Below are 21,179 nucleotides of genomic sequence, written 5' to 3'. Positions count from 1 at the left end.
CCTGCCTCGTTGCAGCGCTTACTGAGCCGGCGTCTGATTTTTGGCTTTCAGGCGCGCCAGTACATCCTGCGCACCACCGCTTTTGGCACCGATCCCGGCATCCTGCAGACGACGCTCCAGATCGCTGCCGCTGGACTGGCTGGCCAGTTCTTCAGCGGCTTCAAGCTTGGCGTCCTGTTCATCCTGGCGCTGCTTGAGGCGTGCCAGCGAGCCGACTGCGGTTTCCACGGCGCCGCTGGCGCCACCGGTTGCAGTGGCCGTTGCCACGCGGGCCTTTTGCACGGTTTCACGGGCCTTGGCCATTTCGACCTGCTGCTTGAGGCTCTTGATTCGTGACTCGGCCTTGATGACCTGCTCCTGCAACAGACCGACCTGCTTGTTGAACTGCTCGGCCAGCTCCTGCTCCTGATCACGCAGGGCTTCGATTTCGGCGATCTTGTTCGCGCATTCTACGGCCAGGGCTTCTTCACCCTTGTTCAGGGCCTGCATGGCGCGACCTTCCCAGTTGGCGATGCTGGTGGCATGTTCTTCAAGGCGCTGTGCTGACAGTTTGTGCTTGGCCTTGATAGTGATCAGCCCATCGCGAGCCTTGACCAGCGCGTTCTCGGCGTCGCGGATTTCCTGGTCCAGGATGCGGATGGCATTGGCGTCGGCAATCGACTCGCCCACTTCGGAAGCACCACCACGAACGGCGGTGACCAGTTTTTTCCAGATACTCGTAGTCATGAATGTACTCCGCCTGACAGCGCTGTTCAGTAGATGAAATGATCTTCAAAAGCGTCGGCCGCACGCATCACGTTATCCGCGAGGGTGAGGATTTCCTGCACGATTACGGTGAGCGACGAGGCAGCGCTCAGTGCGCCGAACAGGCAGTAGACTTCCTGATCGCCGCCCAGCTTTTCGATGCCGATCGAGGACAGTGGAAACAGGTCGCGACTGCGCAGCACAACGTCGTTGAAGGCTTGCACGTTCTTGACCTTGTTGACTTCAATCAAGGTCGCGTCAGCCAGAATCTGCTCGCCTTCCACCGCGATATAGATTGGCAGGTCGCCGTGACTGGCCATTTTCAGTTTCATGCCCGCCGCGCTGCCTTCAATAGCGCTCATTTCGACCTGCCCATGACTTACCAGGTCCAGTTCGGAAAAAGCCTTGTGCAGTGAGCTGATGGTCCAGTGGGTATTCTCGGTCATGAAGTCCTCCAGTTTTATTCTGTCGCCCAAAAAGGGCTGTCTTAAGGCTTTTTCGATCCCCCGCAGGGCATCGACATTTTCGGGCCGGATCCAGAACTCGCGCTTCACCAGCCCCGCCTCCTTGAGCCGCTGACGCATTTCACGCATGTAATCGGTGGAACTCTTGGAAACCTTGGCCGGGACCGCTGCGTTATCGCCCTGGGTCTTACGAGGCATTGGCGCTTCCCTCTGTTGCTGGCCGTGGATCAGGTGAGCAACGTAGCAGATGTTTCTGAAGATAGATATGTATCACATGTGAGATTTTAAGGATCGAATTCCTATCGTCGCTAAACAAAACGAGATGAACTCTGAAAACCGCAAGGCTGAAACCTTGGTAACTGGATAAACACCAGTCTCTGTGGGAGCGAGCTTGCTCGCGAAGGCGATGGTTGCAACGCCTTTTTTCGTGGACTGTACCGGCACCTTCGCGAGCAAGCTCCCACGAGATTGGCGTATTGCGATGAACGCTTCGAGCATTGGCACGCGAATCAAAAAAGGCGCTATCCACGTCAGCAGATAGCGCCTTCCTTCTGAGCGCCCATCACGCACTCAGCATGGCATCAACCCTCATTCCGCCAGGCTTTTGCTCACCACTTCATACACGTCCGCAGACAGTTTGCCGGAGGCGAGGATGCGCTCCAGCTCGGCTTTCATCAGTGCCTGACGGGCGCTGTCGTATTTGCGCCAGCGGGTCAGTGGTGCCAACTGACGCGAAGCGATCTGCGGATTCAGCGCGTTCAGCTCGATGACCAGGTCCGCCAGGAAGCGATAGCCGGAGCCATCGGCCGCGTGGAAGTTGACCAGGTTCTGCCCGGCGAAGGCACCGATCAAGGCACGCACCTTGTTCGGGTTCTTGATGCTGAAGGCCGGGTGCTTCATCAGTTCCTGCACGCGCTGCAGGCCGCCCGGCAGAGTGCTTGCCGCCTGGACACTGAACCACTGATCCATGACCAGTGCATTGCTCTTGAAGTTCTCGGCAAACACCGCGAGCGCCTTGTCGCGCTCGGCAGTGAACGGCGAATTGACCAGCACGGCCAGCGCAGTCAGGCGCTCGGTCATGTTGTCGCTGGTATCGAACTGATCAATGGTGGCTGCCAGCACCTCCGGCTTGCCGCTGAGCATCAGGTAAGACAGCGCGATGTTTTGCAGGGCACGACGGGCAAAGTGTGCGGCTTCGGCTACATAAGGCGTGACCTTCGACACTTCACGGTTGGCCTGATAGCGCGCCAGCAGCCCATCGAACAGCCCCTCTGCCAACTGCTGACGGGCAAAATCGCGAGCGGCGTGAATGGCATCGACATCGGCCACTTCGCTGATTTCTGCCAGATAAGCCTCGCCCGGCAACGAAAGCATTTCCGCGACCATCGCCTGATCCAGATGATCATCCGCCAGCACGGCGCCCAGTGCGGTAATCAGACGCTGATCCATGACCAGTGGCTGGCCTTGCTGATGCTGGCCGATCAGTTCCTGCAACACCTGAACCGACAACTGCTGACCGGCATCCCAGCGATTGAAACCGTCGCTGTCGTGCTGCATCAGGAACATCAGTTGGTCGCGGTCATACGGGAAGCTCAGCTTGACCGGTGCAGAGAAGCCGCGCAGCAGCGAAGGCAGCGGCTTTTCGGCTACATCGACGAAGGTGAAGGTCTGCTCGGTTTCGGTAACCGACAATACCCGCGTGGTGCCGGTCGCCGCCGTTTCGTTCGCCAGACGCAGGGCAATCTCGCCACCCTTGCTGTCCAGCAGCCCCAGTTCGACCGGGATCACGAAGGGTTGCTTCTGGTCGCCAGGCTGGCCTGGCGTGGTCGGGCAGCTCTGGCGGAAAGTCAGGCCGTAGGTTTTAGCTGCAGCGTCGTACGACTCGCTGACCGCCAGACGCGGCGTGCCCGCCTGGCTGTACCAGCGCTTGAACTGGGTCAGATCGACGCCATTGGCGTCTTCCATGGCCTTGATGAAGTCGTCGCAGGTCACGGCCTGGCCGTCGTGGCGCTCGAAATACAGATCGCTGCCCTTGCGGAAGCCTTCAGCCCCCAGCAGGGTGTGAAGCATGCCGACCACTTCCGAGCCCTTTTCGTACACGGTCAGGGTGTAGAAGTTGGAGATTTCGATAAAGCTGTCCGGGCGCACAGCGTGCGCCATCGGGCCTGCGTCTTCGGCGAACTGGTGGGTACGCAGGTAGGCAACGTCCTGAATTCGCTTGACCGTGGCCGAGTTCATGTCGGCCGAGAAACCGGCGTCGCGGTACACCGTGAAGCCTTCCTTGAGCGACAGCTGGAACCAGTCACGGCAGGTCACGCGGTTGCCCGACCAGTTGTGGAAGTATTCGTGGGCGACGATCGCTTCGACACGCTGGTGTGCGGCATCGGTCGCCGTCTCGGCGCGCGCCAGCACGGCGCTGGAGTTGAAGATGTTGAGGCCCTTGTTTTCCATCGCGCCCATGTTGAAGTCGTTGACCGCGACAATCATGAAGATGTCCAGGTCGTACTCGCGACCGTAGGTCTCTTCGTCCCAGCGCATGGACTTTTTCAGGCTGGTCATGGCGTGCTGGCACTTGTCGACGTTTTCCGGCTCGACGTAGATACGCAGGGTCACGTTCCGCTCATTCATGGTGGTGAATGTGTCTTCGATACACCACAGATCACCGGCCACCAGCGCAAACAGGTAGGCCGGTTTCATGAACGGATCTTCCCACGTCGCCCAGTGCCGGCCACCCTCTTCTTCGCCGCTGGCCACCGGGTTGCCGTTGGACAGCAGGATCGGGAAATCCTGCTTGTCGGCGCTGACGGTGGTGGTGAACTTGCTCATCACGTCAGGACGGTCGAGGTAATAGGTGATTTTGCGGAAGCCTTCGGCCTCGCACTGGGTGCAGAACATGCCGCTGGACTTGTACAGCCCTTCCAGTGCGGTGTTGGACTCCGGATGGATGCGCACGGTGCTGTCGACTGTAAAACTGTCAGCCTGTGGGTGCAGGGTCAGATGGTCGTCGGTCAGCTGATAATCCGCAGCGCTCAGCTCGACATCGCTCAGCTTGACCGAAACCAGTTCCAGATGCTGACCGTCGAGCACCAGCGGTGGCAGGCCTGCGCCACGCTCGGGGTTGCGGCGCATGACCAGCTGCGCGTGGACCAGCGAGTGGTCGTCGAACAGTTCGAAGGTCAGGTTCGTCTCATCAATGAGGTACTCGGGAGCCTGGTAATCCTTCAGGTAGATCATTTTCGGTTGTTCGGTGCGCATGCTGGAATCCTTCTACTGATGCACGGCCAGCTGATAGGCCGTGTACTTGCGAATATTGATCACGCCCGTGTCGAAAATCAGGTATTGGCCCTTGATCCCCAGCAGCGTGCCTTCGGCAATCGGGTTCTTGTCCAGATTGAAGCTGACAATCTTGGTCGGATACGCCTCGACCGGGTAACGAAACTCGACAGGCTCGGCGTCATGTAGCAATTGGATGGCCTGCAGCCCGAATCGTTCTTGCAATCCCAGCAGCCCTGCGCCGCAACTGTCGAACAGCGCCTGGCGAATGGCCTTGAGGTCGACAGGTTGAGCGTCGCCCTTGAGCAAGGCACGCCAGTTGGTGCGATCGGCCACCTGGCTGCGCAGCAGGTCTTCGACGAAGCCGGACTGTTGACGGGTTGCCACGCGCAGGATCGGCAGTGCCTGGCTTGCGCCCTGATCCAGCCAGCGGGTCGGCAACTGCGTTGAGCGGGTAATACCGACCTTGACGCCTGACGAATTGGCCAGGTAAACGATGTGATCGGTCATGCAGAACTGCTCGCCCCACGCCGGATCACGGCAAGTGCCTTGATCGTGATGGCATTTCTCCGGGCTCATGATGCACAGGTCGCACTGCGCCAGCTTGAGCATGCACGGGTAGCAGTAACCCTGGCTGTAGCTGGACTTGGTCTTGCGCCCGCAATGACTGCAATGAATGGCGCCGAGAAACTCCAGACGCAGCGTCTTGCCGATCAGCGGGTTGACCGCGATCTCGGTCTCACCGAGGCGAAAAGCGTATTGCACACACGACGTGTCGTCCTGACGCGCCGACATTTTGTTGACTGCTCCGCGACCAATTTCGATCAATGAATAGCATCCGATTTGAACAGGATATTGGGCACCGGGGCCGATTTGGAGGCGCATTCCTGCGGCCCCATGTAGCCGGTGCGCTGGTCTTCCGGCAGGTTCTGCGCTTCCCAGGCGATCAGCGCCTGCAGGGACAGCTCACGTTGTTCCTGAGTGAGCTTGCGACCGTCGGACCATTTGCCGATTTCCACCGCCAGTTTCAGGCTCTCGTAGATATCCGGGGTGATGTTTTCGATCATTTCTATAAAAGACGACATGGCGCACTCCAGAAAATAGCGGGTAATTCTAGGCCTTGCGGCGCGCAATCGCACCACCCAGCAGCCCGGTGACACAACCGATGATCAGCCCGCCGACATGCGCACCGTTGGCGATTTCGCCGAAGCCGAGCATGCTCACCAGCCCGGACAGGCACAGCGCCAGCCAGACCAGCATCATGATCAACACGCCGCGCGGCAGGCGGTAGACCGGGTTGGGCGCCAGCATCTGGAAAATCCAGCAATGCCCGAGCAGGCCATACAGCACCCCGGACAGTCCGCCAAACAGGCTTGGGCCGCTGAACAGGTATTGCACATAATTTGAAACCGCCGAAAACAGCAAGGTCAGCAACAGCAGCGACAGGCTGCCCTGACGAATTTCGATCCGCCGCCCCAGCTCCCAGAACCACATGCCGTTCATGGCCAGGTGCAGGATGCCGAAGTGGATCAGCATGGGCGAGATGATCCGCCACCACTGTCCGGACGCGAGGCTTTCGGACAACGGCAAAAACGTTGCGTACTCGCCATTGATGCGGAAATCCTGGAAAGTCAGCCAGCGGACGGCTTCGAGGTTATCGCCCAGCAGCGTCAGACCGGCCACCAGCAAGGTGACCAGCAACACCAGGGCCGTCACCGGACTGCTGCGTAACTGCTCGATCAGGCCGGGCGGCTTGTAGGTGACGCTTCCGCTGTCTTGCGTCAGTTGCACGTGCTCGTCACCTTCGGGAAAGCGCGTGTACAACTCGCGTACTTCTTCGACCAGTCGCGGCGAGTCCGGCACCCACAGGACTTGCTCGCCAGCCTCTTCACTGACCCGGTGAGGGATCTGCAAGCGCAGCAACAGCCTGACAAAACCGCTCAGGTCGGTGGTCAGCGGCAAACGCAGGACAGCTACAGGACTCATTCTCAAACCTCGGGACGCTGCACGTCGACCCAGACGAATTTGTCCGGATCGATCTGTGTTTCCTGGTCCAGCCGATAGGCGACCAGTTTGCCGTAGAGCACGGCGCTGTAATCCAGGCAGGCCAGGTTCGGCCGGATAGGCGCAGGGATGCCGCTACGCCAGTAATGACCGACAAACAGCAGCGGCTCATTGATGCCATACCGCAGCAAGGCGTTTTTCTCCGACGTGGACAGCGGCGTCTTGGCGACCCCTTCAGGCAAGGCGTCCGGCTGAAAGACCACGTCGCCGTAGGTCTGCGGATCATCCTCCCAGAACTTGGTGCGGAAGAATTCGCGGGTCAGGCCATCACCGCCAGTCAGGGTCAGGCCATGCGGCAGGCGCATGTCGGTGCCACGCAGCAGACGGTTGAAGACATTACTGGCGAAACTGCCGGGCACTGCCGACGCCTGAACGAAATGCTTGTCGATACACCCCGTACCATGCAGGCCACGCAGCGGATCGATCAGGGTCGCATCCCAGCAGGCATGCACGACCCTGAAGCGACCGGCATCGAGGTACAGCGGTAGCTCGTAGAACCAGTTGACGAACTCGCTCCACTCATCTGCATACTGCTCGAACTGTGCCAGGGTCTCGCCGATCAGCCGCGCATGCCGCGGAGTGTGCTCGCGCACGAACTGGTGACCGCTTTCGGACAGGGCCGGTGTCACCCAGCCCAGCGCGTTGAACTCGTGGTTGCCCATGATGCACAACGCCTGACCGGCCTGAACCATGTCGCGGACGATGTGCAGCGATTCGCGAATACGCGGGCCGCGGTCGATGATGTCGCCGAGGAAAATGACGATGCGCTCGGGATGGCGCCACACGCCAGCCTGCAGACGGTAACCGAGAAGCTCCAGCAAGTGCTCGAGGGTATGGGCACACCCGTGCACGTCACCGATCAGATCATAGCCACGCGCCGGATCGAGCATTAATCGCCCCCGCCGCCGAGCTTGCTGCCCCAGCCGAGTTTGGTGCGGCAAACCTCGTAATAGTTGTGATCCAACGGATGGATCAGACGCAGTTTCTGCGGCTTCTTGCTGACCGTAATGGTGTCACCCGGCGCACAGGTGAAGTGATTCTGACCGTCGCACGACACTTGCGGGTAAATGGTCATGTCCTTGGACACCACGATTTTCAGCTCGCTGTTGCCGTCGACCACGATGGGCCGCCCGGACAAGGTATGCGGGTACATCGGCACGATGACGATGGCGTCGAGCTTGGGGTGCATGATCGGCCCGCCTGCCGACAGCGCGTAGGCCGTCGAGCCGGTCGGCGTGGCGACGATCAGGCCGTCGGCCTTCTGACTGCACACGAACTGACCGTCGATGTAGATCTCGAACTCGATCATGCGCGTGGACTTGCCGGGGTGCAGCACCACGTCGTTGAGCGCATCGCCCTGACCGATGGCCTCGCCGTGGCGACGCACTTCGGCCTGTAGCAGGAAGCGGTTTTCAACCAGGTAATGCCCGTCGAGCACTTCGGCGCATTTGACTTCCAGCTCGTCGGGGCGGATGTCGGTCAGAAAGCCCAGGCTGCCACGGTTGATGCCCAGCACCGGAACGTTATGCCGGGCCAGTGCCCGCGCCGCGCCCAGCAGGCTGCCGTCGCCGCCGACCACAATGACCATGTCGCAGACCTCGCCGAGCATCTTGCGCGATGAGGTCTGCAGGCCATGACCGGGCAGGACCTCGGCGATCGTCTCTTCGAGAATGACGTGCAGGTGGCGGTCCAGCAGGAATCTCTTGAGTCGGCGAACGGTCTCGAGCACCTGAACACTGCCCAGGCGACCGATGATGCCGATATTGCGAAATTGCTCCATGAGGCTCCTGCTGCGGGTTCGAGACGACTTTAAAAACGTGATTATGGGCGAAAGGGCCTGATCGCAGCAAACCGGGGTTTAAAAAGGATTTCGCGGACCTTGCAACAGGGTACGGGCAGCGCGATAAAGTCCGATGCCCGCCTACCGTGTCAGGGCGCGGGTTTTATCGCATTCCATACTGATGCCGCCCGCCTGATGGCCGCCTATCTGCGCACCTCGCCAGAATGCCCGGTCCTTGCCGCCCCGCTTGGCCTGATACAAATTGATGTCGGCAATCTTGAGCACTTCCGAGCTGTCCGCTGCCGCAGGGATGTCTGCCAGCCCGGCACTGCAGGTCAGCGGGCTGACAGCGAGGGCTTTTCTGATGCACTCCAGCAGGTTCAACACATAATCCCGAGCATCATCTTCGCTGCACATTGGCAGGATCACGCCGAACTCCTCTCCGCCCATTCGTCCGAAGGCGAGACTGCCCACGGTCTTTTGCAAGCAACCAGCCATCACGCGAAGTGCCTGATCACCGGCGTCGTGGCCGAATTGATCATTGATTGTTTTGAAGTCATCAATGTCGAGCATCAGAAAATAACCGGCCGAGTTATTCAGCACATGATTATCCAGTGCCTGCATCAGTGCCCGGCGATTCAATATAGCGGTCAGGTCATCGGTCAGCGACAGTTCGCGAAACTGATGTTCCAGACTCAATACCGTACGAAGTGTGCGCGTGTAAGTATGATTCATCACACTGCCCAGACTGACCGACGTGATAAAGAACAGCGTCATGAACAGAGTCGCGACACTGTCGGTATCGACCCCCTGCGCGGGAGAGAGAATACACCAGGCGAGTACCGCCACCAGCAGATAATCCCGGGTATACACCACTAACAATGTCGAACACAGGATAATCATCACGGCGACCGAGAGTGACCAGTTGATGTCCGTGCCGGTGCGCAAATGGCCCGCCCTTGAAAAGCACAGTGCCACAATGATCACGAATGCCATGCCCACACAGCGCCAGACCCGGAAGTCGGCTGCACGGTATTGCCAGGCGCACGCCCCCAGCAGGCCAAGGGTCAGCAGTATTTCCGGCAGACCGAATTGCAGATACGGCGTGAACGACAGAACAACCAGCCAGCAAACGATGGCAATACATTGCACGCGCGCAATGGCGGGTGAGAGCAGTTGTTTTATCCGGGTCTGCATGTCACCGTTCATAGAAAACTCCAGGCATCCGATTTGCCGAGTCGACTATCCGCCGCATGAAGACCACCTATAATTAAGCAGCCCAAGCGTCGACCGACTGATTGAATGACGTTCACCACAAGGTGACCACAATTGAGACAGACCGGCCAATGAACATGATTGAACAGTGCCTGAATTGTTTGACGCAAACAATATACTGGATATGAATGACAGTTTGCACAAAGAGAAGGCCACTGATAGTTTTCGATAACCTTTCGTTATTCGATGAACATCCTGTCGCACGTCATACGTCATACGTTGTCTTCGAAGCAGAAACACCAGCGCGAATATGCCGCTTGCCAAACACCCTGTCTGTCAGCGGCGACTCACGCTATCCTCAGCGCATGACTCTATTTCCCGGCCTGATCGATCTCCCCCGCCAATTGCGGCATCCCGAAGTGCGCGACCTTGCCTGGGTGATCCTTGCGCCGCCCATGCTTGAAACTGCACCCTGGCCGCAGCGCCATCCACTGGCGGGCAGCGACTGGGTAAAAGCCCCACAGCAACTGGCGGATTTTCTCTGGCAACTGGACCGCGACAGCCGCCCGCTCGAAAACTGGCTGGCGCAGGCCAGCACACGAAGACTGGGGCGCTATTACGAGCGGCTCTGGCAATTCGCCATACAGCATGCGCCGGGGGTGGAAATAATCGCCGCCAACCTGCAGATCAAGCTTGGCAGCCAGACGCTGGGCGAGCTGGACATGCTGCTGCGTGATGATGAAGGCGTGCACCACGTCGAACTTGCGATCAAGCTCTACCTGGGGCCGCAGGACGGTGATGGCAGCGATCCGGCGCACTGGCTGGGGCCTGGCTGTCAGGACCGGCTGGACCGCAAGCTGGCCCATCTTAGTCAGCATCAGTTGCCGATGTCGGCACGTCCGGAAAGCCGTGCGACGCTTGCAGCGCTGGGGGTCGAAACGTTCAGTGCGCGGTTGTGGCTGGGCGGCTACCTGCTGTATCCGTGGCCAGGCTCATGCCAGTCCCCCGTCGGCGTTCATCCGCAGCATCTCAAGGGTCGCTGGCTGCATCAGCGTGACTGGAAGTCATTCCTGGCGCAGAGCCAACCGGGATGCTGGCAGCCCCTGCCGCGCCATGCCTGGCTGGCGCCGGCACTCTACAATCAGGCCTGGAGCGATCATCAGTTGCACGAATGGCTGAGTGAACTCGACCCGCTGGCCCCGGCGCAGCTATTAGTGCGCCTCAGGGAAAATGCAGAGGGCCACTGGGAGGAAGCCGAGCGGCTGTTTCTGGTGTCGGACATGTGGCCGAACCTGGCCGACACCAGTCATCCGCTCAACTTAACCGCAATGCCAGCGCAGCCAGTGTGACCAGCAGGACAGGCACGGTCAGCACGATACCGACCTTGAAGTAGTAGCCCCAGCTGATAGTGATGCCCTTGCGCTGCAGCACATGCAGCCAAAGCAGCGTGGCCAGGCTGCCGATGGGAGTGATTTTCGGGCCGAGGTCGCTGCCGATCACGTTGGCGTAGATCATCGCTTCCTGGATGGCGCCGCTGGCATGACTTGCGTCGATGGACAGCAGCCCGATGAGTACCGTGGGCATGTTGTTCATGATCGAAGACAGGAACGCCGTCATCACACCGGTGCCCATCGCCGCGCCCCAGATGCCATAGCCCGCGAACCAGTCCAGCAGATTGGCCAGGTAATCGGTCAGCCCGGCGTTACGCAGGCCATAGACCACCAGGTACATGCCCAGCGAAAAGACCACGATGTGCCACGGTGCTTCTTTCATCACCTTGCGCGTCTTGATCGTATGCCCTTTGGCTGCGATGCCCAGCAGCAACACTGCGCACACCGACGAGATCGCACTGATCGGGATGCCCAGCGGCTCAAGGGCAAAACAGCCCACCAGCAGAATCACCAGCACTGCCCAACCGGCCAGAAACGTGGCCCGGTCATGGATGACCGTTTCCGGCTTGTCCAGCTGCTCGGGCTCGAACTCGGCGGGAATATCCCGACGGAAGTACCACATCAGCACGGCCAGAGTGGCGGCAACACTGGCCAGATTCACCGGCACCATGACCGCTGCGTAACGGTTGAAACCAATCTTGAAGTAATCCGCCGACACGATGTTCACCAGGTTCGAGACCACCAGCGGCAGGCTGGCCGTATCGGCGATGAAACCGGCCGCCATGACGAACGCCAGCGTCGAGGCAGGCGAGAAGCGCAACGCCAGCATCATGGCAATGACGATCGGGGTGAGGATCAGCACGGCACCATCGTTGGCGAACAAGGCGGATACCAGCGCGCCGAACAGCACGAACAGGGCAAACAGACGTCGCCCGTTGCCCTTGCCCCAGCGCGCCACATGCAGCGCTGCCCAGGCGAAGAAACCGGCCTCATCGAGCAGCAGCGTGATGATGATCAGCGAAATGAACGTTGCCGTGGCATTCCAGATGATGCCCCACACCACAGCGATGTCACTGACGTGCACGACGCCTGTCAGCAACGCCAGGATTGCCCCGAGTACGGCACTCCAGCCTACGCCCAGGCCCTTGGGTTGCCAGATGACCAGCGTGATGGTGAACAGGAAAATCAGCGTTGCTATCAGCATTATTTGGTCCGAGGCAGAAGAATCGCGAGGATGCCGAGCAGCGGCAGGTACGAGCACAGCGTGTAGACGAACAGGATGCCGTGGCTGTCAGCTAGATAGCCGAGCAAGGCAGCGCCGATGCCGCCGAAGCCGAACATCAGGCCGAAGAACAGCCCGGCGATCATGCCCACGTTGCCAGGCACCAGCTCCTGGGCGTAGACCACGATGGCGGAAAACGCCGAGGCCAAAACAAAGCCGATGATCACGCTGAGTACGCTGGTCCAGAACAGATCGGCATAGGGCAGCGCCAGGGTGAACGGCGCAGCGCCAAGAATCGAGAACCAGATCACCGCCTTGCGGCCAATGCGGTCACCGATCGGCCCGCCGAAAAAGGTCCCCGCCGCCACGGCGCCGAGAAACAGGAACAGGTGCAATTGCGAGCTGGCAACCGACAGGTCAAATTTCTCGATCAGGTAGAAAGTGAAATAGCTGGTCAGGCTGGTCATGTAGAAGAATTTGGAAAACACCAGAAACGCCAGCACTGCCAACGAGGCGATCACGCGTTTTCGGGATAGACCATGAGTGGCGGCCTGACCGGCCTTGAGCTTGAACAGGTTGAGGTGCGCGCGATACCAGCGGCTGATTGCGTACAGCAGCCCCAGCGAGAACAATGCAAACAGGCCGATCCAGGCGACATTGCCCTGGCCGAACGGGATGATGATCGCCGCCGCCAGCAACGGCCCGAACGCCGTGCCTGTGTTGCCACCGACCTGAAAGGTCGATTGCGCGAGCCCGTAGCGACCACCGGAGGCCAGTCGCGCGATACGCGAGGCTTCCGGGTGGAACGTCGAAGAGCCGATGCCGATCAACGCGGCGGCCAGCAGGATCAAGGGGAAGCTGCCGACCATCGACATCATTACGATGCCGATCAGCGTGCAGATCGATCCGACGGGCAGTACCAGCGGGTTGGGATGGCGATCAGTGTAATAACCGACCCAGGGCTGCAGCAGCGAGGCTGTGATCTGAAATGTCAGGGTAATCAGGCCGATCTGGGTGAAGCTCAGGTCGTAGCTGGCCTTGAGCATGGGGTAGATCGACGGGAGGATGGCTTGAATCAGGTCATTGACCAGGTGCGCGAGGGCAACGGCACCGATGATGCGCATCACCAGCGGGCTGGCTTGAGGGGTGGTCGAGGCCTTCGCCGTCGCGGGCGGAGCACTGGTCGCCATGGTATTTATCCGTAAAAGGGTTCGCGGTTCGCCCGGTACGGATGATTACAAGATGTGTCACGCGTACCGGGGCGCGCCAATGTGCCATTTTTCGGGGCGACTGTGCCACGTTTTGTTGCGTTTTTGCTGACGGGTCGGAAAGTGCTCTGCCGGGCATGGCGCTTTCCTGTGTCTGACTATCGTGCCGATGCTCCGCGCTCAGCGTTATACACACATCTGTTTTTGATTCTGGCCGAAGGCCGTGGGAGCGAACTTGTTCGCGAAAGCGCCGGTACATTCACCGAAAATACATCGTCTGAAATGACGCCTTCACGAACAAGCGAAGCCTCGCCCGGTCTGCTCCCATGCCCTGCGGGCAGGAGCCTGAAAGCGCCGTCCTCCCGGCTCTTCAGCACCTGTGTATAAAGATGAGCGCTGCGCGTGGTAATGCAGTTCGTGACGCTCCGCGTCACACAGCGGTTCTGCGATGTGAGCGATGTTGCGGCGCTTGCCCTCAGGCAATTGACCCCACCACTGGCTCCTCGCCTGCAACAGGTACATCATGCAGCGAGATTTTCGAGGTTTCCGGCAGGGCCATGCCGCCGGCCATTGCCAGTGCTGCCACGGCGATGAGGTAGAACGCGGGCGAAAGGTTGCTGCCGGTCATGCTGATCAGCCAGGTTGCCACCAGCGGCGCGGTGCCGCCGAACAGGGTGTAGGCCATGTTGTAGGTGATCGCCGAGGCGGTGTAGCGGGTACGGGTGGGAAAGGTTTCGGACAGCAGTGCAGCTGTTACCACGCCGCATAGCACTGCGCCCACGGCGAGCAGCATGACGCCGATGATAGAGGCGATGAACGAGCCGGAGCTGGCCATCAGGAATGACGGAAACACCACGACCATCAACAGAATGCAGGCCGTCGCCATGGTGACCCGGCGCCCTACCCGATCCGAATAGGCACCGGCCAGTGGGCAGAGGGCGGCGGCGAAGGCCAGCGCGATCAACGAGACCAGCAGCGCCGTTGCCCTGCTCAATCCACCGGCCACTTGCAGGTAGGTCGCGAAATAGGTGGTGAACATATAGAACGACAACGCCGTCAACGACACGAATGCGCCCAGACAGCACATCGCCGCCGCGTGATGGCGCAAGGTGTCCTTGAGTGGCGAGTGAGCAACGGCGTGCTCTTGAGCGACCGCCTGAAACGCCGGGGTCTCGTCGAGCTTCCAGCGCAGGTACAGCCCGACCAGCCCCAGCGGTGCAGCAATCAGAAACGGCAGACGCCAGCCCCAGTTACCCATGGCCTCGGTCGACAGAAACGACTCCAGTGCGTAAGCCACCACTGCCGCGGCAGCGAATGCGGAGAACGTCGAGACCGGAACGAAACTGCCGTACCAGGCGCGTTGCGTGCGCGGTGCGTGCTCCATGAGGTAGGCGCAGGCGCCGGCATACTCCCCGCCGGCCGAAAAACCCTGCGCACAGCGAATGATGGTCAGCAGCACCGGCGCCATCACACCGATCGCGGCATAGGTCGGTAACAGGCCGATCAGCGTGGTGGCGCCGGCCATCAGCAGAATGGTCATCGCCAGGGTTTTCTTGCGCCCGATCCGGTCACCCAGCATGCCGAAGAAAATCCCGCCCAGCGGTCGGAAGGCAAAGGCCACGGCGAACACGGCAAAGGTCTTCAGCAACGCCGCACTGCTGTCGCCGCTGGGGAAAAACTGCAGCGCGATCGTCGTCGCCAGAAAGCCATACACGGCAAAATCGAACCACTCGACGAAGTTGCCGATGGCCGCAGCAACGATGACTTTTTTCAGCGTGGCAGGATCGACTTGCTCTACGGTAGTAGTTGTCATGGCGGGCCTCGGCGTCTTGATCGGGAATGGATCGATTATCGAGACAGCGACCCGGATGCCCCTCTCCAGAAGTGTCATCCACGTAGTCAGGGCCGACGTCTCGCCATCGAACTGCGCAGAATTCATCCCAAAGGCTCTGCCACGTGGCTTACAGGCACATGGCGCGTCGTCCCTGAAGGCCTCCGGTGTGAACGAAGACCAGGCGCGTGCCGGGCGCGAAACGACCGGCCAGCACTTCATCATGCAGGGCCAGCAACGCCTTGCCGGTGTACAGGGGTTCCAACGGTATGCCGCTCTGTGCCTCGCTGGCGGCAATGAAATCAAGCAGCGCCGCGTCGGTTCTGGCGAAAGCGCCGCGGCTGGCATCGAGCAGAACACAGCCGGGGGGCAGGCACGGATGGACATCGGCCTGAGCGCCAGCAGCCTCATTCACCACCGCGATAATGTTTTGCGCGACCCCATGATCCTCGGGCACAGCCATCGCCCCATACACCGGACGAGCGCCCGCCTCTGCCAACAGCAAGCCGGCCAGCGTGGTGCCGGTGCCTGCCGCCAGCCACCATCCGTGGTAATCGTCCCAGCCCAGATGCGCGAGCTGCGCGTCGAGCATTGCCCGCAGCCGACCGCACCCCAACGCACCCGCAAGCCCGCCACCGCCTTCGGCAATCGGATAAAGACCTGGATAGCGGGCCTGCCACGGCAACCAGAAGCCCGTAGCATGCCGCTCGCGATAACCGGCGTAACCCAGCCAGTGCAGTTGCATGCCGAAAGCCTGCAGATCGAGCACCGTCGGCGTCTGCTGAGCATGACCGCGCAACAGGCCGACCGTCGGAAAACCGAAACGTTTGCCTGCTGCGGCCAGAGCATGCAGATGATTGGAGTGCGCACCACCGAGGCTGATCAATCCCTCGGCACCCGAATCGACAGCCAGGCTCAGGTGCTCGCTGAGCTTGAACCATTTGTTGCCGCTGATCAGCGCGTCGATGAGGTCCAGGCGCAGGATCGCAACCTCGACCCCGGCGTCTTGCAGCCAGGGCAGGTTCAAGCGTTCCAGAGGAGCAGTGGGTTGCCAGCCAAGGGCATCGAGCATCATGCGCCGCAGTTTACAGCCAAGCCGTTTCCGGGTCTTTGCCGGTCAGCAGGCTGCGTTGCGAAACCCTTGATCAGGCGTTGTCTGTCACAGGGTGGCGGCCAGACGTGAGCCCTGGTCGATGGCCCGTTTGGCGTCCAGCTCTGCGGCAACATCCGCGCCGCCGATCAGGTGCACGCTTTGCCCGGCATTGAGCAGATCGTCATACAGTTCGCGCAACGGGTCCTGCCCGGCACAGATCACCACGTTATCCACCGCCAGCAGCTTTTCCTCGCCGTCTTCGCCGATGCGAATATGCAGCCCTGCATCGTCGATTTTCAGGTACTGCACGGCATTGAGCATCTGCACCTGTTTGTTCTTGAGCCCCGTGCGGTGAATCCAGCCGGTGGTCTTGCCCAGGCCGTCGCCGACCTTGGAACTCTTGCGCTGCAAGAGAAACACCTGGCGTGCCGGCGCGTGGACTTCGGGCTTTACCCCGGCGACACCGCCGCGAGCCTGCAAGGTCGTGTCGATGCCCCACTCTTTCCAGAAAGCCTCGCGATCCAGACTGGTGGCCACGCCCTGGTGCACGAGAAATTCCGACACATCGAAACCGATGCCACCTGCACCTATCACTGCCACGCGGCGCCCGACCGGCTTGCGCTGCAATATGACGTCCAGATAGCTCAACACCATGGGGTTATCGATGCCGGGGATGGCCGGCGTGCGCGGCGCGATGCCGGTCGCCAGAATCACCTCGTCAAAGCCTGCGCCCAGCAAGTCTGCGACCTTTACCCGATTGCCAAGGCGCAACTGAACACCGGTCTCCTGCACTTTGTTGCGGAAGTAACGCAGGGTTTCGGCAAACTCCTCCTTGCCCGGCACGCGCTTGGCGATATTGAATTGGCCGCCGATTTCGCTGGCCGAATCGAACAGCGTCACCTCATGCCCGCGCTGTGCGGCAACGGTTGCCGCGGCCAGACCAGCAGGACCGGCACCCACTACGGCAATTTTCCTGACCTGCAGGGTGGGCAGGTAATTGAGCTCGGTCTCGTGACAGGCACGCGGATTGACCAGACAGCTGGTCAGCTTGCCGCCGAAGGTATGGTCGAGGCAGGCCTGGTTGCAGCCGATGCAGGTGTTGATGCGTTCGGCATGGCCGGCAGCAGCCTTATTGACGAACTCGGGATCGGCCAGAAACGGACGAGCCATCGAGACCATGTCTGCATCACCTTCGCTGAGAATGCGCTCGGCGACTTCCGGGGTATTGATGCGGTTGGTGGTAATCAGCGGGATGTTCACCGAGCCGCGCAGTTTGGCAGTGACCTTGCTGAACGCGGCGCGCGGCACCTTGGTGGCGATGGTCGGAATGCGCGCTTCATGCCAGCCGATGCCGGTGTTGATCAGCGTCGCACCGGCCTGTTCGACCGCCTTGGCCAGCTCGACGATTTCTTCCCAACTGCTGCCGCCTTCCACAAGGTCGAGCATCGACAGGCGAAAGATGATGATGAACTGCGCACCGACTGCCTCACGCACGCGCCTGACGATCTCGATCGCCAGACGCATGCGGTTTTCATAGCTGCCGCCCCAACGGTCGGTCCGGTGGTTGGTATGCGCGGCCAGGAACTGATTGATGAAGTAGCCTTCCGAGCCCATGATTTCGACACCGTCATAACCGGCGCTGCGGGCCAGCGTTGAACAGGTCACGAAGTCAGTGATCTGCTTTTCGATGCCTTCTTCGTCCAGCTCTCGCGGCGTGAACGGGTTGATGGGCGCCTGAATGGCGCTCGGCGCGACCTGCTTGCGGCTGTAGGCGTAACGACCGGCGTGGAGAATCTGCAGGCAAATCTTGCCACCAGCCTCGTGCACCGCGCGCGTCACGATGCGATGGCGATCTGCTTCTTCGGCGTTGGTGAGTTTTGCCGCGCCATCATAGACACCGCCCTCTTCGTTGGGCGCGATGCCGCCGGTGACCATCAGCCCGACCCCGCCATGGGCGCGCTCGGCAAAATAGGTCGCCATGCGCTCGAAGCCACCCGGCCGCTCTTCAAGACCGGTGTGCATCGAGCCCATCAGGGTGCGGTTGCGCAAGGTCGTGAAGCCCAGGTCCAGCGGGGCCAGCAGGTGCGGATAATGAGCAGCAGTCATGGCGAAGCTCCATCGAGTCAATCACGGAATAGCAAGGACCTCTGCGGGTCCTCTGGTTCATGGGCAACAGTAAAGACGCATCCCGCCACACACTCAATGACCGAAAGTGACAAGTTATTGATCCAAACGCGCAGTGGCACTTGGCAAGCGCCCGACGCCGCCCTACCCTAGTCGACAATTTCTCGATGGCCGTCATTCGATCTTTTTATGCGCAAATTCTTCGCCATCTGCCTGGTTCTGCTGAGCGTTGCCAGCCTCGTCAGCTACGCAATCTGGACCGATCAACGTCCGGCGGGTCACTACCTGTCCGATCTGCGCATTCGTCTGGCCATCAATGAAGGCCAGCCCGGTGAACGCGGCAACCTGCTGGGGATCGAGCCCGAACTGTTTCCGACTGATTACCAGAACACCGAGCGACTGCACCGCAAGCTCGCCGCTTATCTGCAACAGGCCCGCGAAAATGGCCTTATCAACCCACGCACGGTGGTGGTACTGCCGGAACATATCGGCACCTGGCTGTTCGCCAGTGGCGAGAAGGATCAGCTCTATCAGGCTGCCACGCTGGATGAAGCCATGGAGTGGCTGTCGTGGAGCAATCCGCTGCAATTCATCAAAGCGGTTCTGGGGGCCGAAGGCCGGGACCGTCTGGATGACGCCCACCTGCGGATCAAGGCCCGATCAATGGCGCGGGACTATCAGACACTGTTTGGCGGTCTGGCCAGAGAGTTCGGCGTCACACTGGTGGCCGGTTCAATTGTGCTGCCCGATCCCAGTGTTGAAGGCGGTCAGCTGAAAGTCGGTAGCGGCGCCCTGTATAACAGCAGTCTGACATTTGGCAGCGATGGCCTGCCACTGGGTCAGCCGCAACGTCAGTTGTACCCCGAGCGCTATCAGAAGCGTTATGTGCGCACGGCAAGCGACGCGCCGTTGAATGTGATCGACACCCCGGCCGGGCGTCTGGGAGTGCTGATCGGTAGCGACAGCTGGTACCCGGAGAATTACGCGCGCCTGAACCAGAGCGGTGCGCAACTGATTGCGGTGCCGGCCTTTGTGATCGGCAAGACAGCCTGGTCCGAAGCGTGGCGCAAGCCCCGGCATTCAGACATCGACGTACCGACCGACACGCCTAGCGAGGGCGAAGCCTGGCATCACCTGACGTTGACCGGGCGTGCTCCGCAAAGCACTGCGCAGGCGGGGATCAGCGTGTTCATGCGCGGGCAGTTCTGGAATCAGGGCGTGGCCGGGCAAAGTTTTGCCAGCCACGCAGGACAAACGATCGCCGAGCCGCAGCCGGAAAATGCTGCCGCTGGCGGTGCGCGCCTGATCAACCTCTGGCTTTGACGATGCCGACCCTGACGCTGCGCCTAGGTGATCTGTCGGTGGGTTTCATCCAGAGCCTGACCGATGCGGTCAACAGTTTCGACAGGAACCCTGACGCGCTGCTGGAGCAGTACGGTCTTGACCCGATTCGCCTGAGCCAGGCGCGAGCGCGGCTGTCGATCCCGCGCTACATGCGCCTGGGGCATGCTGCCATCCAGCTGACCGGCCAGCCCGGGCTGGGGTTGCGCATGGGCCAGCTCAGTCGTTTTGCGCAGGCAGGTCTGGCCGGTATCACCGCGGCCCAGGCACCCAACGTGCGCGAGGCGGCACGTACCCTGATTCGCTTTGAACCCTTGTACGGTTCCAATTATCGCGGCCAGTCGAGTTTCCACGAGGATGCCGACGGCGCCTGGATGCGCTTCTATTCAATCAGCCCCTATAACGCTTACAACAGGTTTGTGGTGGACTCGATTTTAGCTGGCTGGCTGGCTCAGCTTTCGACGCTGGCAGGAACAGAACTGCGCGCACAACGCGTCGATATCGAATTCGAGGCGCCTGACTATGCCGCGCAATACGCCGTATTGAGTGATAACCCGGTGCTGTTTGGCGCGTCGACCAATCAACTGCGTCTGGACCAGACCAGCTTGGCATTGCGCAACCCGGACCATTGCCCAAGTACCTGGCGGCACCTGTTGCAGTTATGCGAAGGTGAACTGGAGCAACAAACCCGCACCCGCAGCCTGCGTGAACGCATCATTCAATTGCTGGGGCCTCTATTGAACGGCGGAAGTGAACCGGATCTGGAGGAAGTGGCGGCAAGGCTCAAACTGCCGACCTGGACGCTGCGTCGCAAGCTGGCCGAGGAAGGTACCTGCTTTCGCGCAGTGCTCAATGACACGCGGCGTGACCTGGCGATGACTTATATTCGCGACACTGAACTGGCGTTCGGGGAGATCGCCTACCTGCTGGGATTCGCTTCTGCCGAAGCCTTTCAACGCGCCTTCAAACGCTGGAACGGGCAGACTCCGGGAGAGTTCCGCCGCAGCCAGCGTCAAAGCGCTTGAAGCCGTTCACAGCTCGGTAGCGTCGTCGGCAGGCTCTACCGGGTCCAGTTCCGATGCACGGTATTCAAGTAGTTCTTCCTGGTATTCGTCCATTTCTTCGCCCTCTTGGCTGAGTGAGTGGGGGTGATAATCAAAGCTGAAATAACTGACCGCAAGATCAACATTAAAGTGCCAATGTGAAATAAAAATGTTGATTCCTGTCAAACAGACGAAAAAGACCGTGGCCGATTCAGTACTCCCTCACCCCGGTAGCGGACGGGCGCTATTGACTTGCATGCCAGTGTCGACCTAACCTCCTGCTCATGAACCTCATCAAGCACAACCTCGGCCAGATTATTATTACCGTCATTCCAGTCATGGCGGGTTAGCCGACGTTTGCAAAAAACCCGCCCTGGAGGCGGGTT

18 protein-coding genes are annotated in these 21,179 nt (G+C 60.4%); 3 read left to right on the top strand and 15 right to left on the bottom strand.

Features of this window, described 5'->3' with window-relative positions:
* Positions 1–18: 18 nt before the first annotated feature.
* From GE543_RS10690 to GE543_RS10650, 9 genes are all read right to left on the bottom strand, one after another.
* Positions 19–726, bottom strand: a complete 708-nt coding sequence (locus tag GE543_RS10690; RefSeq protein WP_046237286.1) for a PspA/IM30 family protein — start codon at positions 724–726, stop codon at positions 19–21.
* Positions 727–752: 26 nt separating this feature from the next.
* Positions 753–1,406 (bottom strand): YjfI family protein, encoded by a 654-nt coding sequence (locus tag GE543_RS10685; RefSeq protein ID WP_153221412.1) that lies wholly within the window; start codon positions 1,404–1,406, stop codon positions 753–755.
* 390 nt (positions 1,407–1,796) lie between these two features.
* Entirely contained in the window at positions 1,797–4,463 is a 2,667-nt protein-coding gene (pepN, locus tag GE543_RS10680; protein WP_153221411.1) for an aminopeptidase N, read from the bottom strand.
* Positions 4,464–4,475: 12 nt separating this feature from the next.
* Entirely contained in the window at positions 4,476–5,309 is an 834-nt protein-coding gene (locus GE543_RS10675) for a DUF2797 domain-containing protein (RefSeq protein WP_162885488.1), read from the bottom strand.
* Positions 5,306–5,566: a YeaC family protein gene (locus GE543_RS10670; protein ID WP_003368468.1), complete on the bottom strand. Its 261-nt coding sequence runs from the start codon at positions 5,564–5,566 to the stop codon at positions 5,306–5,308. Before GE543_RS10670 ends, GE543_RS10675 begins: the two co-directional genes overlap by 4 nt.
* A 28-nt stretch (positions 5,567–5,594) precedes the next feature.
* On the bottom strand, positions 5,595–6,467 hold the full coding sequence (locus tag GE543_RS10665; protein WP_153221410.1) for a rhomboid family intramembrane serine protease: 873 nt from the start codon (positions 6,465–6,467) through the stop codon (positions 5,595–5,597).
* Positions 6,468–6,469: 2 nt separating this feature from the next.
* Positions 6,470–7,435, bottom strand: coding sequence for a metallophosphoesterase (locus tag GE543_RS10660; protein ID WP_046271454.1), 966 nt, complete (start codon positions 7,433–7,435; stop codon positions 6,470–6,472).
* A complete protein-coding gene (locus GE543_RS10655; RefSeq protein ID WP_003409651.1) occupies positions 7,435–8,325 on the bottom strand; it encodes an NAD(+) kinase in 891 nt (296 codons plus the stop codon). The genes GE543_RS10660 and GE543_RS10655 overlap by 1 nt, the downstream gene beginning before the upstream one ends.
* 141 nt (positions 8,326–8,466) lie before the next feature.
* A complete protein-coding gene (locus GE543_RS10650) occupies positions 8,467–9,534 on the bottom strand; it encodes a GGDEF domain-containing protein (RefSeq protein ID WP_153221409.1) in 1,068 nt (355 codons plus the stop codon).
* Positions 9,535–9,905: 371 nt separating this feature from the next.
* On the opposite strand from GE543_RS10650, the gene GE543_RS10645 reads away from it, so the two are divergent.
* Entirely contained in the window at positions 9,906–10,889 is a 984-nt protein-coding gene (locus GE543_RS10645) for a DUF1853 family protein (protein WP_003409648.1), read from the top strand.
* Here GE543_RS10645 and GE543_RS10640 read toward each other — a convergent pair.
* The 5 genes from GE543_RS10640 to GE543_RS10615 form a co-directional block, all read right to left on the bottom strand.
* Positions 10,855–12,135, bottom strand: coding sequence for an arsenic transporter (locus GE543_RS10640; protein ID WP_003409646.1), 1,281 nt, complete (start codon positions 12,133–12,135; stop codon positions 10,855–10,857). The genes GE543_RS10645 and GE543_RS10640 overlap by 35 nt on opposite strands.
* Positions 12,135–13,343, bottom strand: a complete 1,209-nt coding sequence (locus GE543_RS10635) for an MFS transporter (protein WP_003390808.1) — start codon at positions 13,341–13,343, stop codon at positions 12,135–12,137. Before GE543_RS10635 ends, GE543_RS10640 begins: the two co-directional genes overlap by 1 nt.
* Positions 13,344–13,836: 493 nt before the next feature.
* Positions 13,837–15,174: an MFS transporter gene (locus tag GE543_RS10625; protein ID WP_153221407.1), complete on the bottom strand. Its 1,338-nt coding sequence runs from the start codon at positions 15,172–15,174 to the stop codon at positions 13,837–13,839.
* Between the two features lie 148 nt (positions 15,175–15,322).
* Positions 15,323–16,267: a 1-aminocyclopropane-1-carboxylate deaminase/D-cysteine desulfhydrase gene (locus GE543_RS10620; RefSeq protein ID WP_153221406.1), complete on the bottom strand. Its 945-nt coding sequence runs from the start codon at positions 16,265–16,267 to the stop codon at positions 15,323–15,325.
* Between the two features lie 84 nt (positions 16,268–16,351).
* Positions 16,352–18,391, bottom strand: a complete 2,040-nt coding sequence (locus GE543_RS10615; protein WP_153221405.1) for an NADPH-dependent 2,4-dienoyl-CoA reductase — start codon at positions 18,389–18,391, stop codon at positions 16,352–16,354.
* A 207-nt stretch (positions 18,392–18,598) separates the two neighbouring features.
* Here GE543_RS10615 and GE543_RS10610 point away from each other — a divergent pair, with 207 nt between their 5' ends.
* Both GE543_RS10610 and GE543_RS10605 read left to right on the top strand, forming a co-directional pair.
* Entirely contained in the window at positions 18,599–19,732 is a 1,134-nt protein-coding gene (locus GE543_RS10610) for a carbon-nitrogen hydrolase family protein (RefSeq protein WP_153221404.1), read from the top strand.
* Positions 19,733–19,734: 2 nt separating this feature from the next.
* Entirely contained in the window at positions 19,735–20,775 is a 1,041-nt protein-coding gene (locus GE543_RS10605; protein WP_003415694.1) for an AraC family transcriptional regulator, read from the top strand.
* 6 nt (positions 20,776–20,781) lie between these two features.
* On the opposite strand, the gene GE543_RS10600 is transcribed toward GE543_RS10605, so the two are convergent.
* Positions 20,782–20,979 (bottom strand): hypothetical protein, encoded by a 198-nt coding sequence (locus tag GE543_RS10600; RefSeq protein WP_074807874.1) that lies wholly within the window; start codon positions 20,977–20,979, stop codon positions 20,782–20,784.
* Between the last annotated feature and the right edge of the window lie 200 nt (positions 20,980–21,179).

The sequence above is a fragment of the Pseudomonas sp. SZ57 genome (assembly GCF_009495975.1).
GTDB classification, from domain to species: Bacteria; Pseudomonadota; Gammaproteobacteria; order Pseudomonadales; family Pseudomonadaceae; genus Aquipseudomonas; species Aquipseudomonas syringae.
Note: the sequence above shows the minus strand (reverse complement) of the source record. Positions and strands in the feature narration are given on the sequence as shown.